General features: G+C 57.7%; 16 protein-coding genes. 11 read left to right on the top strand and 5 right to left on the bottom strand.

The window, feature by feature from the left end; all coding sequences use genetic code 11:
• Position 1: 1 nt before the first annotated feature.
• On the top strand, positions 2–2,059 hold the full coding sequence (locus tag EYC82_RS17040; RefSeq protein ID WP_279250834.1) for an ATP-binding protein: 2,058 nt from the start codon (positions 2–4) through the stop codon (positions 2,057–2,059).
• Positions 2,060–2,471: 412 nt separating this feature from the next.
• Complete coding sequence (locus EYC82_RS17035; RefSeq protein WP_279250833.1) at positions 2,472–4,118, top strand: ATP-binding protein; 1,647 nt, start codon at positions 2,472–2,474, stop codon at positions 4,116–4,118.
• Here EYC82_RS17035 and EYC82_RS17030 read toward each other — a convergent pair.
• Both EYC82_RS17030 and birA read right to left on the bottom strand, forming a co-directional pair.
• Positions 4,115–4,852: a type III pantothenate kinase gene (locus tag EYC82_RS17030; RefSeq protein WP_279250832.1), complete on the bottom strand. Its 738-nt coding sequence runs from the start codon at positions 4,850–4,852 to the stop codon at positions 4,115–4,117. The two genes, EYC82_RS17035 and EYC82_RS17030, sit on opposite strands and share 4 nt — an antisense overlap.
• Positions 4,849–5,829 carry a bifunctional biotin--[acetyl-CoA-carboxylase] ligase/biotin operon repressor BirA gene (gene birA, locus EYC82_RS17025; protein ID WP_279250831.1) on the bottom strand — a complete coding sequence of 327 codons (981 nt, stop codon included), beginning with the start codon at positions 5,827–5,829 and terminating at the stop codon, positions 4,849–4,851. The genes EYC82_RS17030 and birA overlap by 4 nt, the downstream gene beginning before the upstream one ends.
• A 220-nt stretch (positions 5,830–6,049) precedes the next feature.
• Between birA and EYC82_RS17020 the strand changes: the two genes are divergently transcribed.
• Genes EYC82_RS17020 through EYC82_RS16995 form a run of 6 tightly spaced genes read left to right on the top strand, consistent with a single transcriptional unit; the run spans position 6,050 to position 12,206 of the window.
• The gene (locus tag EYC82_RS17020) at positions 6,050–6,454 is read left to right on the top strand and encodes a MerR family transcriptional regulator (RefSeq protein WP_279250830.1); all 405 of its coding nucleotides are present in this window, start codon (positions 6,050–6,052) and stop codon (positions 6,452–6,454) included.
• A 13-nt stretch (positions 6,455–6,467) separates the two neighbouring features.
• Positions 6,468–7,637 (top strand): isovaleryl-CoA dehydrogenase, encoded by a 1,170-nt coding sequence (locus EYC82_RS17015; protein ID WP_279250829.1) that lies wholly within the window; start codon positions 6,468–6,470, stop codon positions 7,635–7,637.
• A gap of 10 nt (positions 7,638–7,647) precedes the next feature.
• Positions 7,648–9,255, top strand: a complete 1,608-nt coding sequence (locus tag EYC82_RS17010; protein ID WP_279250828.1) for a carboxyl transferase domain-containing protein — start codon at positions 7,648–7,650, stop codon at positions 9,253–9,255.
• Positions 9,256–9,287: 32 nt separating this feature from the next.
• A complete protein-coding gene (locus EYC82_RS17005; RefSeq protein WP_279250827.1) occupies positions 9,288–11,276 on the top strand; it encodes an acetyl-CoA carboxylase biotin carboxylase subunit in 1,989 nt (662 codons plus the stop codon).
• A 6-nt stretch (positions 11,277–11,282) separates the two neighbouring features.
• Positions 11,283–11,636 carry a hypothetical protein gene (locus tag EYC82_RS17000; protein WP_279250826.1) on the top strand — a complete coding sequence of 118 codons (354 nt, stop codon included), beginning with the start codon at positions 11,283–11,285 and terminating at the stop codon, positions 11,634–11,636.
• Between the two features lie 21 nt (positions 11,637–11,657).
• Positions 11,658–12,206: a YaeQ family protein gene (locus EYC82_RS16995; RefSeq protein WP_279250825.1), complete on the top strand. Its 549-nt coding sequence runs from the start codon at positions 11,658–11,660 to the stop codon at positions 12,204–12,206.
• On the opposite strand, the gene EYC82_RS16990 is transcribed toward EYC82_RS16995, so the two are convergent.
• Complete coding sequence (locus tag EYC82_RS16990; protein ID WP_279250824.1) at positions 12,203–13,441, bottom strand: sterol desaturase family protein; 1,239 nt, start codon at positions 13,439–13,441, stop codon at positions 12,203–12,205. The two genes, EYC82_RS16995 and EYC82_RS16990, sit on opposite strands and share 4 nt — an antisense overlap.
• Before the next feature lie 296 nt (positions 13,442–13,737).
• Between EYC82_RS16990 and EYC82_RS16985 the strand changes: the two genes are divergently transcribed.
• On the top strand, positions 13,738–14,214 hold the full coding sequence (locus EYC82_RS16985; RefSeq protein WP_279250823.1) for a methylated-DNA--[protein]-cysteine S-methyltransferase: 477 nt from the start codon (positions 13,738–13,740) through the stop codon (positions 14,212–14,214).
• Positions 14,215–14,250: 36 nt separating this feature from the next.
• Here EYC82_RS16985 and EYC82_RS16980 read toward each other — a convergent pair whose 3' ends face one another.
• Entirely contained in the window at positions 14,251–14,496 is a 246-nt protein-coding gene (locus EYC82_RS16980) for a YdcH family protein (RefSeq protein WP_279250822.1), read from the bottom strand.
• Between the two features lie 89 nt (positions 14,497–14,585).
• Positions 14,586–15,491 (bottom strand): 3'(2'),5'-bisphosphate nucleotidase CysQ, encoded by a 906-nt coding sequence (gene cysQ, locus EYC82_RS16975; protein ID WP_279250821.1) that lies wholly within the window; start codon positions 15,489–15,491, stop codon positions 14,586–14,588.
• 74 nt (positions 15,492–15,565) lie between these two features.
• On the opposite strand from cysQ, the gene yrfG reads away from it, so the two are divergent.
• Both yrfG and EYC82_RS16965 read left to right on the top strand, forming a co-directional pair.
• Positions 15,566–16,231: a GMP/IMP nucleotidase gene (gene yrfG, locus EYC82_RS16970; protein ID WP_279250820.1), complete on the top strand. Its 666-nt coding sequence runs from the start codon at positions 15,566–15,568 to the stop codon at positions 16,229–16,231.
• The gene (locus tag EYC82_RS16965; RefSeq protein ID WP_279250819.1) at positions 16,228–16,632 is read left to right on the top strand and encodes an RNA-binding S4 domain-containing protein; all 405 of its coding nucleotides are present in this window, start codon (positions 16,228–16,230) and stop codon (positions 16,630–16,632) included. The genes yrfG and EYC82_RS16965 overlap by 4 nt, the downstream gene beginning before the upstream one ends.
• Positions 16,633–16,899: the final 267 nt, after the last annotated feature.

Here is a 16,899-nt window from a genome sequence, read left to right as displayed (position 1 = left end):
CGTGAACCTGCGCCGCCAGTTGTTGCTGGTGAGCCTACTGCTACTCTCACTCCCCTGGGCAGGGTGTCAATTTGTGCGGGAGATGGAGGGTGCGATGCGCGAGGGGCAGACGCAGTCGCTACAGGCGACTGCCCAGGCTATCGCCACCGTATTGAGTACACAGGAACGTCTTTTGTATCCCTCTGCTGATCGGCGCCATGCAACAACGGATGAGACCCGATCCCTCTATGCCGCTCCAACGCAGCAGATTGTTTATATTGATGGTTACGATGACGGCTGGGAAAGTATTGAAGGTCGTGATTTCAGCGGCGCGCCCGACTCTCAACTACAGGTAACGGTCAGGGCGCAGACTCGCGGCGCTTATCTTTTTCTGATGCTAAACGTGAAAGACCCCGAGTCGGACTTTCATATAATCGGACATCCTACGCAACCAAACGGCGACCGGCTGATCTTGAGGCTATGGCAGAACAGCACTCTCCATGAATATGTCATTCTTACCACAGGGCCAGGAAAAGTAATCGCAGAGGCAGGCAACGGCGGCACAGGCCGGTTTGACGCCGCCAACATTAATGGCTATTGGCAGGACGCTGTGGACGGTTATACGCTCGAGCTTCAAATTCCACTGCACTACACAGGCAGCAGACTAGGGTTTTATGCAGTGAATGAGCTCGGAGACGGGCAGCAGACGGAGACGGCAGGCAATATCAGCCCTGGCGATCTACAACCACCACCTTGGCTGGTCTACAGCCCTGAGGAACTGCGAGCCCTGCTTGCCCCGTTTAGTCAACAGGGCAGCCACATCCAGATCGTGGACAACGACGGCTGGCAGACCGCGGACATAGCAGCCGGCGAACACGGTGCTCGCACAGAGCAGAACACCTTTTGGCTATTGCAGTTACTCTACCGCAGCATTCTTTCACAGGCAGCGCTGGCGACACTCCCCACTCCGCCCCGACCGGGAAAAATAGCGGGGGCGGAAATTCACAGTGCACTGTCCGGCAACGTCGCCAGTCAGCAATACCGTGATCCACAGTACCGCACACGAACGGTGCAATCCGTCGCCGCGCCTATAATCGACAAAGACGGCATTCTGGGTGCTGTTATTATTCGCCAGAGCGGCGAAGCTTACCTTTCACTGACTGATAAGGCATTTAGCCGCCTGCTGGGCTACAGTCTGCTGGCAATGGCAATTGCCGCAATGGGACTGCTGGGGTACGCCAGTCTTTTATCCTGGCGTATTCGCAAACTGTCTCATGCTGCCAATAGCGCGATCAACGCAGACGGGCGTGTAACAGAAACATTTCCACGCAGCACTGCCGGTGACGAAATTGGCGAGTTATCGCGACACTACGCGAAACTGCTTGAACGTGTCAGGGAGTATAACGACTACCTGCGCACACTCAGTCGAAAGCTATCCCACGAGCTGCGCACACCCATCGCAGTCATACAAAGCTCTCTGGATAATCTCGAACACCTCGATGATCAGACTGCAGAAAGGCCCGTGTATTTGCAGCGCGCCCGCGAGGGCCTCGCGCGGCTGCAACGCATTCTGAATGCTATGAGTGAAGCCAATCGCCTTGAAGAGAGCATCAGGAACAATATCCCTGAAGAGCTCGACCTGGTGCCATTGATCACTGAGTTGTTTGCCGTCTATCGTGGAATCTACTCGCAATATAATCTCTCACTGGACATTCAGGGTACAGGCGCCCTCGTGACCGGCGTCGCTGACTTGATTGTACAAGCCCTGGACAAACTGATGGAGAATGCTGCCTCCTTCTGTCACGAAGGGGGCGACATCACGCTGCAACTGCGCAGGGAAGAGAACAGCTGGAACTTGTCACTGTCCAATAACGGGCCTACTCTGCCGCAGGGCTTAAGAGACCGCTTGTTCGATCCGATGGTGTCGCTGCGGAAAGAACAGACCGGTGATGTACATCTAGGCCTTGGTTTGCATATCGTAAGTTTAATCTCGGATTTCCATGGCGGCCAAGTGAGCGCAGAGAACCTGCCCGATAAATCCGGGGTTATTATCTCCCTGCAATTACCCCTGAAAACATAGTTCGCGATCTTGTTCCGGCGCTTACCAAATTCTAGGTGCCGTGAGGCATCAAGGACTCGCTGACTCTCAGCGCTGTCAAAGAGAAAACGCTTCTCACCAAAGCCCGGCTGCAAATCGCTCAAACTCGGTGGCCGCTGCGTCGTAACAGGTGTAAACCAGACGTCCCTGTCCACCCTGATCACACCCCTCGATTGCTACCCCCACATGACAGCACCGGCCTCCCGCCACCCGCTTTAATACTGAAAAGCGCTTTCTTTCGAAAATGGCTCGGCATGGTGTGAAATCAATCAACTTTGTGAGGTTATGCGGGCTTTTTACTGTACCGCGCCCCGCACGTGTCCCATACTCGTTAAAAACAGGGCGATTCTGGCTGGTCTGAAACAGAACCGTCAGGCGTGAGGGGATTTCAGGGATGTCAGAGGAAACAAGCACACGGATCGGGCTGCTGGCCGAAGTTTCCGGAGATTATTTCACCGCCAGGTTGATCACAGATAATGATCAACAGGTCGCCGAGGCAAAACTGGGCGAAGGCGGCGCGCGCAGCGGTCAGGTCGGCTCCTACCTCGCCATACACCAGGCACACTCCAAAATTCTGGTTATGGTGGAGCGCAGCTATCGCACTGCCGACCGGCAGGGTCAGGCCGCACACATGGTGCGCATTACACCGGTAGGGGAGTTCAATACGAACGGAGATTTCGTCAAGGGCGTTTCGCAGTTTCCTAACATCGGCGATGAAGTGTACCCGGTCAATTTCGACGAACTATCCAGTATTTTCGCCAAGCGCGAGAATGTCGAGTTCAAGGTGGGACAACTGACCGCGTTCAGTTCCGTTGATGTGCACCTGGACGCCTCATCGTTTTTTGGTCGACATGCGGCGATCCTCGGGCAGAGTGGCGCGGGTAAATCCTGGACAGTCACCAGCTTGCTGCAGTCAGCGCTGCGCAATATGCCCAACGCACATATCGTGCTGCTGGATATGCACGGCGAGTACTGCGACAGGGAAATTGATGGTGCCTCCGTCAAATCACCCTTTGCAGAACACATGGTGCGCAGCCTCAATGCGCAGCAGGCGGAATTTCCCTACTGGATGCTCACTTATTCCGAGCTGTGCGATCTCATTATTGATCCCGACGACGCGGACGCATCACTGCAGACGTCCTATCTTCGTTCCATTGTGATCCGACTCAAGCAGGAGGCCAACGCACACCTCGATCTCGGACACATCACCGTGGACTCGCCAGTCTATTACCCGATCGATAAATTTGTAGACATGATAGAAAAATCCAACTCGGAGACCAGCGATTTCGGCAAGAAAAAATCACCACTTTACGGCAGGTTCAGCCAGTTACTGGTCAGAATCGATAGCTTGCTGAATGACACCCGCTATGATTTCTTCATGCAGCCAAAAACACGTAACTCGACCGAATCGCTGACAGGACTGATGAAAGATATTGTGGGGCGAGGCGAACCCAACGCCAGTATCACAGTTCTTGATTTGAGTGCCGTTCCCTTTGATGTCGCACCTATGGTGACGGCACAAATTGGACGACTGGTGTATGAGTTCAACTTCTGGAATCCACAGTGCAGGGAGTTCCCGCTATTCCTTGTCTGTGAAGAGGCACATGAATATATTCCACGTCTGGAAGCGCCGCGCTACCGCGAAGCACGCCGGGTCATGGAAAGGATTTCCAAGAACGGCAGGAAATATGGCGTGGGGCTCTGCGTAGTCAGCCAGCGGCCAGCGGACGTCTCGGAAACCGTGCTCTCCCAGTGTAGCTCCTACATCTGCCTGCGCATATCCAACCCCGATGACCAGAAGTACGTGCGCTCCATGGTACCCGAAGCGGCACAGAGTACCTTCGCCGCACTGACCTCCCTGGCCAAGGGTGAGGCGATTGCACTGGGGGAGGCTGTCCCTATGCCTAGTCGTTTCAAGGTCGACATACCCAACCCTCCGCCCAACTCCACAGACGTAGATTACGCTGACAAGTGGCGAGGCGGTGCTGTCGAAATCAGCGTGGAGGACGTGGTACACAACTGGCACAAACAGTTACGCTAGGGTCGCAGCGCCGCCATTACCTCGAGCCCCTCGAACACCAACTCCGGCGCCCACTGCCCTCCCTGATCCAGCAGTTGCATCAGGGCTTCACCGCCACCGCCGCAGAAGAGTAACGCCGGGGCACTTCCCGTTACCTGCTCGAGCGCTATACTTACAGCGCCCGCCTGGGCTAACGCAATGCCGTGACGCACGGCCTCTGCCGTGGACGTTCCCGGTGCCAGCGTGTAATCCGCATCCTCTGCGAATCTAACCCGGTCGGTATCCAGCAACAGGGCACGCTCCATCAGCGCCGGCCCCGGGATAATATATCCTCCCTCATGCTCGCCCGCCGCGCTGACCAGATCAATCGTCAGGGCTGATCCCGCATCCACCACGCACAGCCTGCCTGAATTTCGATCCCGGGCGCCCAACATCGCAAGCCAGCGGTCCACGCCCATACGCACGGGTTCCGCATAACTGTTGCGCAAGTCGCCTGTTGTCGCTGCTGTGCGCGCAAACCAGGGTTCGACAGGCCAGCGCTTCGTCACGAGGGCTTGCAGGGCCGACTCCTGTTCGGGGCCAGCGACACTCGACACCCAGACGTCATCCAGGTGATCAGCGCAGGCCAATAGTGCTGCAAGGGAATCGGTATCGTCGGTACGGTAAGCGCCACGTGTGACCACCGCGCCGTCTCGCACCAGGCGCCACTTGGCACTGCTGTTACCCACGTCCAGTTGTAAACAGAGTCTGCTCAAGACGCCGCCCTCAGCGATATTTCACCCCCGTATACGCTCTGAATGCCCGTTGTCGTCTGCAACTGCAGCGCACCCCTGTCGTCCACACCGCGAGCGATACCCGCAAGGGTGGTGGTGCCCGAGTGCAATACCACCTCGGCATCCGCAAAGGCATCGAATGCCAGCCAGTCTTCGCGCCAACGGGAGAACCCCGTGTCTTCAAAACCCGCCAGCAGCGGCAACAACTGGTCAAGCAAAGCGGCCAGTAATCTATTGCGGGTGGGCACCTGCCCGACGGCACTGCTGCGAATGTCTGTCCACGCCTGATCGATCGCAACGGCGGCAGCGGCCGGCATGGAGACATTTATACCGATACCGATCACGACGCGACAGGCGCCGTCTACATCACCATTCATTTCAATCAGTATCCCGCCCAGTTTTTCACCCCGGTAGAGAATATCGTTGGGCCATTTGAGCTGCACCGTCGGCAGCGCCAGTTGTTCAAGACCACGAGCGACCGCTACACCCACCGCGAGGCTAAGGCCTTCCAGCGCTGCAGCCCCTTGACCAAACTCCCAGAGCAACGAAAGGTAGAGGTTGCCCGCGTAAGGGCTGACCCATTGTCGGCCGCGCCTGCCGCGACCCGCCGTTTGCTGCTCTGCAGTGCAGACAAGGCCCGGGGCACACCCCGCCTCTGCCCTGCGCATCACTTCAGCATTGGTCGAATCGATCGTATCGAGTACTTCCAGCCGATCGAGCAGATGGCGGCTTTGCGGACTCATGGCTGCCGTCACCAACGGAGCTTCAAGCAGATCGACGCCGCCTGCGATGCGGTATCCTTTTCCCTTCACTGACTCGATCGGCAGGCCAGATTCTTCCACGAGCCGATTGACCTGCTTCCATACCGCCGTGCGACTGACACCCAACTGTTCGGCCAGTTCCTGGCCTGAGCGGAAATCGCCACTGGCCAGCAGTGGCAGGAGGGTGGATCTGGACATGATGCAACAACCTTCGGGAATAAGGCGCGATCATATCAAATAAACCTCGCTACCCTGCTACACCCGCAGGCCCAATAGCAATTGGAGGTGAATAGCATCTGCCGGGGGCCCCGGCTCTGGCCTTTGCGGCTGTGCTGACGTTCACGCCAAAGTTTACGTTTACGTAAACGTAAGGTTAAGCTATGCTGACAATGACCAGCGCTTACAGGGCAGCTCCATTATGGCTGAGCAGACATACACTATCTCCGAGCTGTCCCGGGAATTCGGCATTACCACCCGCACTATTCGCTATTACGAGGAAAAGGCGCTCATCCACCCCCGACGACAGGGCCAAACTCGCCTTTACTCCAACGCTGACCGCGTTCGCATTAAGCTCATTCTGCGCGGCAAGCGAATTGGTATGACACTGGAGGAAAGCGTTAGCGTCATCGACCTGTACGACCCGAACAACAATAACGCCACGCAGCTGCAGGCCCTCGTTACAACGGTGCAAGAACGCAGGGCCGCCCTGCTACAGCAGAAGGCAGACATTGATGACACGCTGAGCAGCCTCGGGGAAGTCGAGCAACTGTGCAGTCGCGCGCTGCAGGAAAACCCACTTGTAACGGATTCACCGGATAGCTGACCAGGAGTCGCCCATGAACACGCCCTACCCCACTCTTCGCTTCGGCCTGGGAGAGGATATCGACCAGCTGCGCGACGCGGTGTACCAGATGTGCCAACGGGAGATCGCCCCGCGCGCGGCGGAGATCGACCGCAACAACGAGTTTCCCGCGGAGTTGTGGCGCACCTTTGGCAACATGGGCCTCCTTGGCATTACCGTTGATGAAACTTACGGTGGCAGCGGACAGGGATACCTGGCCCACGCGGTTGTGATGGAGGAAATCAGCCGCGCCTCGGCATCGGTCGGCCTCTCCTACGGCGCGATGTCCAACCTGTGCCTGAACCAGTTACAGAAAAACGGCAACGAGGGACAGAAAGCCCGTTACCTCCCCGGGCTGTGCAGTGGCGAACAAATCGGTGCGCTGGCCATGTCCGAGGCAAACGCGGGATCAGATGTGGTGAGTATGCAATTGTCGGCCCGCAAGAAGGGCGACGTGTACGTGCTCAATGGCACAAAAATGTGGATCACCAACGGCCCCGATGCACACGTCTACATTGTTTATGCAAAAACAGATCCGGAGGCTGGCTCCCGCGGCATCACGGCGTTTATCGTAGAACGCGATTTCCCGGGCTTTTCTCGCTCTCCCAAACTGGACAAGCTCGGCATGCGGGGTTCCAACACCTGTGAACTGGTATTCGATAACTGCGAGATCCCGGCAGACAACGTGCTGCGCAACGAGGGTGACGGCGTAAAAATTCTGATGTCCGGCCTCGACTATGAGCGCACAGTCTTGTCCGGTGGGCCGGTAGGCATCATGCAGGCGTGCCTCGATGAGGTTGTCCCCTACCTTCACGATCGCAAGCAGTTCGGCAAGAGTATCGGTGAGTTCCAGTTAATGCAGGGCAAGCTGGCGGATATGTACACAGATCTGAACGCCAGCCGTGCCTACCTCTACGCTGTCGCAGCGGCCTGCGATCGTGATGAGGAAACACGTCAGGACTGCGCCGCGGTCATTCTGTACACCGCGGAGCGTGCTACCCAGTTGGCGTTACAGGCGATTCAGGCACTCGGTGGCTTTGGCTATACCAATGACGCCGCTGCGGGTCGATTGCTACGCGACGCCAAGTTGTATGAGATAGGCGCGGGCACCTCGGAAATCCGGCGGATGCTGATAGGCCGGGAACTTTTTAACGCGACCGCTTAGGAGCACACCCATGACCGTGCTGGAATCACGCATTAACACCTTGGATGACGCATTTTACTGCAACCGTGACTCTATGCAGGCCCTGGTCGACGACTTACATCGGCAAGTAGCGAAAGTAAGCCTCGGGGGTGGCGACCGTGCACGCGAACGCCACAGTGCCCGCGGCAAACTGCTGCCGAGAGAGCGACTGGATGCCCTGCTCGACCCCGGAGCGCCATTTCTGGAGCTGTCGCAACTTGCCGCTCACGAGGTTTACAACGACCCGGTACCCGGCGCAGGCATCATCACCGGCATCGGACGGGTGGCCGGTCGCGAATGTATGATTTTTGTCAACGACGCGACGGTCAAGGGCGGCACCTACTATCCGCTCACCATTAAAAAGCAGGGGCGAGCACAAACCATTGCGGAGGAAAATCAGTTGCCGTGCCTCTATCTGGTGGATTCCGGAGGTGCCTTTCTTCCCCTGCAGGACGAGGTATTTCCGGACCGGGATCATTTCGGTCACGCTTTTTTCAACCAGGCCCGTATGTCCGCCCAGGGCATTCCGCAAATTGCCGCTGTACTGGGTTCCTGCACTGCCGGCGGCGCCTACCTGCCCGCAATGGCCGACGAATCCATCATCGTTAAAAATCAGGGCACGATCTTCCTCGGGGGACCGCCACTGGTCAAAGCCGCCACAGGAGAAGTGGTCTCTGCAGAAGACCTTGGTGGTGCCGATGTGCACTGTCGCACATCCGGGGTGACAGACCACTACGCCAACAATGAGCATCACGCACTGACCCTGATGCGCCGCGCGGTCTCGCGCCTCAACCGACAAAAGCCCGTCACCACCGAAAACCGGCCTCCAGTCGACCCGGTGTTTCCGGTAGAGGACTTGTATGGCGTTATTCCCGCCGACAGCAGGCAACCCTACGATGTCAGAGAAGTCATTGCGCGTCTGGTTGACGGATCGGTGTTCGACGAATTCAAGGCTCTGTTTGGTGAAACACTGGTCTGTGGTTTCGCTCATATTCACGGCTATCCGGTAGGCATAGTGGCTAACAATGGCATCCTGTTCAGCGAATCTGCCGTTAAGGGCGCCCACTTCATCGAGTTATGCGCACAGAGAAAGATTCCCCTCGTTTTTCTGCAGAACATCACAGGATTTATGGTGGGGCAGCAATACGAGGCCGGGGGTATTGCGCGACACGGTGCCAAGATGGTGCACGCCGTTGCGTGCGCCCGCGTACCCAAGTTCACCATTATTATTGGCGGCTCTTTCGGTGCCGGTAACTACGCCATGTGCGGCCGCGCCTATGACCCCCGCTTCCTCTTTATGTGGCCCAACGCCCGCATCTCGGTCATGGGCGGCGAGCAGGCCGCCGGTGTGTTAGCCACCGTCAAGCAAGACCAGCTCGCACGCGACGACAAACAAATGAGCGAACAGGAGGAAGAGACATTCAAGCAACCCATCATAGAAAACTATGAGCGCCAGGGTCACCCCTACTATGCCTCCGCCAGACTATGGGACGATGGCGTGATCGACCCCGCTGACACACGCACGGTGCTGGGATTGTGTCTATCGGCTTCGTTAAACGCACCTATAGAGGACACCCGGTTTGGGGTGTTCCGCATGTAACGGCAGTTACAACCGGTTGCAGGATAATCGACATGTTTAAAAAAATACTCATAGCTAACCGCGGCGAAATTGCCTGCCGCGTCATCCGCACCGCCCGGCGCATCGGTATCGCTACGGTGGCGGTTTACTCCGATGCCGACAGTGATGCGCTGCACGTGGAGCTGGCCGATGAAGCCATTCACATAGGGCCCGCGCCCGCACAGGATTCCTATTTGCAGGGTGAACGTATTATTGAGGCAGCCTGCAACAGCGGCGCCGAAGCCATTCATCCTGGCTATGGCTTTCTTTCCGAAAACGCCGGCTTTGCCGCAGCCTGCGAGGAGCAGGGCATCGTTTTCATAGGCCCGCATAGCAGCGCCATCGCCTCTATGGGCAGCAAATCTGCGGCCAAGCGCATTATGGAAGAGGCCGGCGTACCCCTCATTCCGGGCTATCACGGTGACGATCAGGCGCCGAGCCATCTGTGTGAGGAAGCCGGCCGTATCGGTTATCCGGTGCTACTGAAAGCGACCGCCGGGGGCGGTGGTAAAGGGATGCGCACCGTGGCGACCGCCGCTGAATTTGACGAGGCATTGGCTGCGGCAAAGCGCGAGGCGCAGGCCGCCTTTGGCGACGATCGTATGCTGGTGGAAAAATTTCTCGCAGGCCCCCGCCACGTTGAAATACAGGTGTTCTTCGATCAGGCAGGCCATGGCGTTTATCTCGCTGAACGGGATTGCTCCTTGCAGCGGCGCCACCAGAAGGTCATCGAGGAGGCCCCTGCGCCGGGATTGACAGAGGACCTGCGCAAGGCGATGGGCGAAGCCGCTGTCAGGGCAGGCAGCGCTATCGATTACCGGGGCGCTGGCACCGTGGAGTTCCTGCTGGATAACCAGAACAGGTTCTTCTTTATGGAAATGAACACGCGTCTGCAGGTCGAGCACCCCGTGACAGAAATGATCACCGGTCTGGACCTCGTGGAATGGCAACTGCGCGTCGCGGCCGGACAGGACCTGCCGCTTTCACAGCAGGCTATCGCGGTGCGTGGACACGCGTTTGAAGCACGCATTTATGCTGAAGACCCGGAGCGGGACTTCCTGCCCGCAACGGGGGTGCTGCAGACCTTGAGAGCACCGGCAGAGTCGGCGGTGGTGCGCGTCGACACCGGCGTGCGAGAGGGAGACGAGATCAGTGTGTACTACGATCCACTGATTGCGAAACTGGTGGTCTGGGGAGAGACTCGCGCAGAAGCACTGCACCGCCTGGGTCGGGTTCTTCCCCAGTACCGTATCGAGGGCACTGTGTGCAACCTGCCGCTCCTTTACAACCTGGCAACCTGTAGCGCATTTCTCGCGGGGCCCACACACACACGCTTTATCGAAGAGGAGCACGAGCTGGTCTTTCGCACTGGCGCAGCCGACAAGGCCAGCCAACTGCACCCGGCTGCGCTGGCTTTGCTGCTGCACAAATCCCGACACCAAACCACGTCATCCAGCGATCCCTACTCACCCTGGCAGGAGCGCAACGCCTGGCGAATGAACCTGCCCGCCGCACACCGTCTGGAACTGAAGTGGAACGAGCAATGCTATCCCGCAGACATCGAGCAGTCGGGCGATCACTACCGGGTCACCGTCGCAGGTGACACCGTGATGATGTCGGCGACCCTTGAGGAAGAAACACTGCACATTACGTCTGCAGGCCACCGCGTACGGGGCACATTGGCACACGCGGACGGCGTTTATACCTTGTATCTAGCCGGAGGCGCTTGTCGCTTCACAGAGGTGCTCGCCGACACCGGAGAGCAGCAGCGTGCAGAGGATACAGGCCTCACCGCGCCGATGAATGGCAGGGTTGTCACACTGCTCGCCGCCGCCGGAGACACTGTCACCGAGGGTATGCCCCTGCTGGTCATGGAGGCTATGAAAATGGAACACACCATTCGCGCACCAGCAGCTGGCGTGGTGGAGCGCTTTCACTACGCTGCGGGTGATCTTGTTGCCGGCGGCGCAATGCTGCTGGAATTCTCAGCTCAGGCGGAGTAATGGCACGTGAACCCGCCCCATAGCAAATCGACCTCTTCCGCACGCATTGCCGCAGCGGTGATCGCGAGCGTGTCAGGGCTGGGACAAATTGCAGCTTTGTGGCTACGCGATTTATCCGGCGCAGCCGTGGGAGACGCTCTGCTGGGCGCAATCTATCTCCTGATTGCCATAGGCTTGTTTGGTCGGTCCCGTCTGTCTCTGTTCCTGGCGGCTATTGTGCCCGCAGCCGCTGCAATCAGCACCGCGTACCGCATGCCCCACCCTGAAGATATCACTATGCTGCGTATCGCCCTGGACTTGAGCATTATTGTGTTCAGCACGCTGGAACTATGGCGTACGCGCCATAACGCCACCACCTAATCCGCGGGAAGGACGGCACTCATGGCGCTAAAACCGACAATTTACCGTGTACGGGTCGAACTGGCAGACAGCGACCGTGACTGCTTTGAGTCACTCAAGCTGACACTCGCCATGCACCCTTCAGAAAGTCTGGAACGCATGACCGCCCGGCTACTGGTTTTTTGTTCGAACTATGGGCCGGAACTCAGCTTCACCAAGGGCTTGTCGACACAGGAGGAACCCGACGTGTGGGCAAAGAGTAACAGCGGTGAAATCGACCACTGGATCGAGGTAGGACAACCGGAAGCAGGCCGGTTGCGCAAGGCCTGCGGGAAGTCACGACGGGTCAGCGTGTATGCATTCGGGGCAAGCGCAACAACATGGTGGGGCTTGCAGGGTGCAGCCATCGACTCTCTCCCCCGCCTGCAGGCCTGGCAAATGGACTGGGATGAAGTCCGGCAGGCGGCGGCACTGATAAACCGTACAGTGCAACTTGGGGTCACCATCGTCGGCGGCACACTGTACCTGGATAATGGTAGCGCCAATGCGCCGGTCACACCGCGTCGACTTGGCGAAACAAACGCTGACTAACTCGCCGGAGCGGGATTCCTTGCGCCGGGCTCGTGCACGATCAAGCCGACAAAAACAAAGCTTACCAACGCGTACACAGCGAATGCGAGCAGGCGACCCTGCTCCAGTACTCCACCCACGGGCCACACCAGCAATAGCAGAATGGCTCCCAGCCGCAGTAGATCCCATTTCATAAGACGGGCAACAGAGCGCGCTTCAAGCCACATCGCCGTGGTTGCAGCGGTAGCGAGCAATATGGCCCAGCCTGCCACGCCTTCCCGATAGGACAAGTCATTGAACTGCAAGTATGCCAGCACCGCGGACAGGGCCAATAGCTGGTAAAACGCGTAGAGCGAAACGAGGCGCGGGACCTGCGGATCATAGCGCTGGAATCGATCCAGGTTTGCTTTCGTTCGGGGGTACAACACAGAGACATCCTCGGGACGCCAGCCGGTTCGCGCAAACCAGACTTTCACCTTGTCTCGCCAATGAGCGGTGCGCCAGCTATCTCTGAGCATATCGCTATAAATATGGGTGAGTGCCTTGAGCGGGTTGAAGCTCTTCAGCGGACCTCGAATGCCGAACACCACGGGCTCCTCATCAAGCTCTTCCTGAAAAGTACCGAACAGTCGATCCCAGAGGATAAACAATCCGCCGTAGTTGCGATCCATGTAGCGATCATTCTGCGCATGATGCACACGGTGATTCGATGGCGTAACAAAAAACCATTCGTACCACCCCAGCTTGGGAATATGTTCAGTGTGCACCCAGAACTGGTAAATGAGGTTGAGGGAACCTACAGAAATCACCACTTCTGCAGGGACACCCAGAACGTACATGGGAATGAAAAAGACCCAGCCCAACAGAAAACCCGTGCTGGTCTGGCGCAGGGCCGTGCTGAGGTTATAGTCCTCACTTTGGTGATGAGCGACATGAGCCGCCCAAAGAATACTGCGCTCGTGCCCCATTCGGTGCAGCCAATAGTAGCAGAAATCGTACACCACCATAGCCAGTACCCAGGTGAACCAGTGGCTGGCATCCATCAGTGGCAGAGAGAAGTGCTGGGTAAACAGGTAATAGATATAGCCGCCCACCCCCAGTGTCACGAACCGGCGCGCCTGGCTAAGCGTGCCCAGGAGCAGGCTACTGACGCTGTCATTCAGTCGGTACGTGTTGCGCCGCTTCGCCAGGCCAAAAGCCAATTCAAGGAGAATTGCCAGCAAGAAAAACGGGATAGCGTAAACAACATAATTCATGGAATCGGGCCCCGGCCTCAAGCCTCTGGGTCGCACACCGCAGGTATTTGCTGCGCCGCGCCTTTTCTAACACCGCCCGGCAGGATAGCCAATCCGGGTTACTCTCTGGGGCTGTATTCTAACCCGTCAGGGGTACAAAAAGCAGCACCTGCTACTCGATTTACAGCAGTACTCCCGGCTGGTTATGATCCAATGTCGGCGTTATATTGAGCGTACATTCATCGAGGTGAAACCCCAACAGGCCGACGCGTGGGGCGCAGCGACTTCAACTCACCGCTCTGTAGGAGCGTCCATCCATGAATACGCGGCACCTGACAACACCCGTGGGCGAGTTGCGACTGATTGCCAGCGGCACGCAACTTCTGCGTATTGAATTTGAATCGCAACACCAGCGCGCGTCAGGTACAGGTACAGGTACAGGTACAGATACATCGTCCGAACTGCTGCAGCATTGCGCGACTCAACTCACCGAGTATTTTGCCGCTCAACGGGCGTTATTCTCGCTCGACCTGGCAACAACGGGCACTGCATTTCAGCGATCTGTATGGCAGTCCCTGCAACGCATTCCCTACGGCGAAACTCGCAGTTACCGGGACATCGCCAGGGACATTGGCAAGCCGACTGCCATACGTGCAGTCGGTGCTGCTTGTCGCCGCAACCCTTTGCCGATTGTTGTGCCCTGTCACCGAGTCGTCGGTAGCGACGGCAGTCTGACCGGTTTCGTCGGCGGACTGGAGGCAAAAACCCTGTTACTGGCGCTGGAAAACAGCTAGGGGTGGAAGAGGCACATGCCCCCGGGAAGGGATGCCTCAGGCATTGAGATCAGGAATCATGTCGTCCTTGAGCCGCATGATCCTATCTTTCAGGCGGAGTTTTTCTTTCTTCAGACGCTGCAATAACACCTGGTTCTGGTAGGGGAAACTGTGTAATTCAGCAATCTTGTCATCCAGCAAACGGTGCTGTTTTTGTAGCTCAAGCAGCTGCATGGCCGGTGTAAGCGCGTCATTGGCCGCGTTTTCTTCTGTTTCGTCAGCGCTTTCGGGTGGCTCAGTCATTGGATGGCGGCGATTACCAGGCTCGTGATGGACTCAATCGCCCACTCTATACCCTGTTGGATTACAGTGACAACCTTGACGTTCTCTCACTAATGCGAATTGAATGGAGCATCCAACAGCGCATGCCACAGCGGGTGCGCGGCGTCCGCCACCGCATAAAAGGGTGGGCTGTACAAGGATTCACCCATGTTATAGCGCAACGGCTTGCCATCAAGCCCGAGCAAAGCACCGCCAGCGGCTTCCAGAATCGCATGACCGGCGGCGGTATCCCATTCGCAACACGGAGCAAAGCGGGGATAAAAATCTCCCTCTCCCTCAGCCATAACACAAAACTTCAGCGCGCTGCCCATATTGCCTCGCGCCACAGGCCCCCAGCTCGACTCCAGCCACTCCAAGCAGGACAGCAACCGGTCGTCTCGGTGGCGTTGACTCGCCAGTACTAACAGCTCATGTGAGTCCGACAATGGGCGAGTCGCCAAGGGGGAGTCAGTCCAGCCCTCTCCTTCGATCAGATGGTAGCGTTTCGCCGATTGGCCCGGGATACCGACGTAGGCAAGATCATCGAGGGGACGATACAGCACGCCCAGCACGGGACAATGATTCTCAATAAGGGCGACGTTGATAGTGAATTCACCGGTGCGGCCAAGAAACTCCTTGGTGCCGTCAAGCGGATCCACGAGCCAATAGCGCGGCCATTGCTGCCTGCCGGCTATTTCTCCGGGTGTAGATTCCTCCGAGAGCAGGGGCAGCGATTCATCCATCGCGCCAAGGCCCTCACTGAGGATGGCATGCGAAGCGAGATCAGCCCGAGTGAGTGGCGAATCATCACCCTTCGACTCAAACTCCCCGGCGGAGGGGTGGGCGTAGTGCTCGCAGATCGCCGCCCCGGCACGTTGACAAAGCGCCAGCAACGCCGGCACCTGCCCCCGTAGGTCTTGTCTATCAGCCTTTATCACCATGCGCCACAATATAGCACTGACCGACCCCAAACCCATCCCTGCACGCCAACGCGAATCGAGGCATAATCAAATATAACAACCGCCATGGTCCAGAGCGCGCCAAATTACGCATGATCAACTGGAATGACATCGACACCGTCCTGCTGGACATGGACGGCACCCTGCTGGACCTGCACTTTGATAATTATTTCTGGACGGAGTACTTGCCCGACGTCTACGCCCAGCGCAAGGGTATTTCCGCAACAGAGTCGAGCAGGCATCTGCATGGACAATTCAGCGCAAAGCAGGGCAGCCTCGAATGGTATTGCCTGGATCACTGGTCGCAACGACTGGATATCGATATCGCAGGACTAAAACGCGAAGTGCAGCACATGATCAGTATCCGTCCATTCGCGGTAGAGTTTCTGACCCGCCTGCACCGCAGCGAGCGGGATGTTGTGATGGTGACCAATGCTCATCGCCAGACACTGGACATCAAGATGGACAACGTCGACATCCGTCGGTGGTTCGACAGGATGGTAATCTCCCACGACCTGCAGGCCCCCAAGGAAGACCAACAGTTCTGGCACCGCTTGCAGTCGCTGCACCCCTTTGACCCAGCGAGAACATTGCTCATTGACGATACGGAGCAGGTACTGGCCAGCGCTCAGCATTACGGGATTGCCCATTTGCTGACACTCCTGCAACCGGACAGCCGCCGCCAGAAGCGCATTGACACCCGCTTCCGGGGCATCCACCATTTTGACGAAATTATGCCCGACGAATCCAACCCATGACCGCATCCCACGAATCACAGCACAAGGTCAGACTCGACAAATGGCTCTGGGCGGCGCGTTTTTTCAAATCGCGCAGTCTGGCCAAAGCGGCTATCGACGGTGGCAAGGTGCAGATGGACGGTCAGCGAGTCAAGGTGTCCCGTGAAGTGACGATAGGCTGCACCTTGAAAATACGTCAGGGGTGGGATGAAAAAATTGTCGTGGTTCGCGAGCTGAGCGACCAGAGACGGGGCGCAGCGGACGCGCAACGGCTTTACGAGGAAACGCCGCAGAGCATCGAGAAAAGAGAGGCAGAAGCCAAGGCACGCAAGGCGGCAGGCGGCATGCTCGACCGTCCACCGCAGCGACCCACCAAGAAACAACGGCGACAGATTCACTCATTTAAGGAGGCGCAGGAGTAACACGCGCATCATCGACATAGCGGGTGGCGTGGCCCAACCCGTTTAAACCCAGCAGGCGCTATGACAGGCGTCAGCGCGCGCGTCGCTTCGGCCTATCACTGTCAGCAACCTCCACAGGAATGCTGCGCCGATGGTCGACCGGCGCCGAAAAGCGGGGCCGACGCAGCACTGACCGCAGTCCACCGGCGGCAGGCCCCGCAAAGCCACCCTCCACGGGTGTCGCATAAACCTCAACAACGGCCAGTGTTTACGCTCCTCTGGCGCACT

Origin of the sequence: Candidatus Marimicrobium litorale (assembly GCF_026262645.1) — a bacterium.
GTDB lineage: Bacteria > Pseudomonadota > Gammaproteobacteria > Pseudomonadales > Halieaceae > Marimicrobium > Marimicrobium litorale.
The sequence above is the reverse complement of the archived record's forward strand: the minus strand, read 5'-3'. Positions and strand labels throughout refer to the sequence as shown.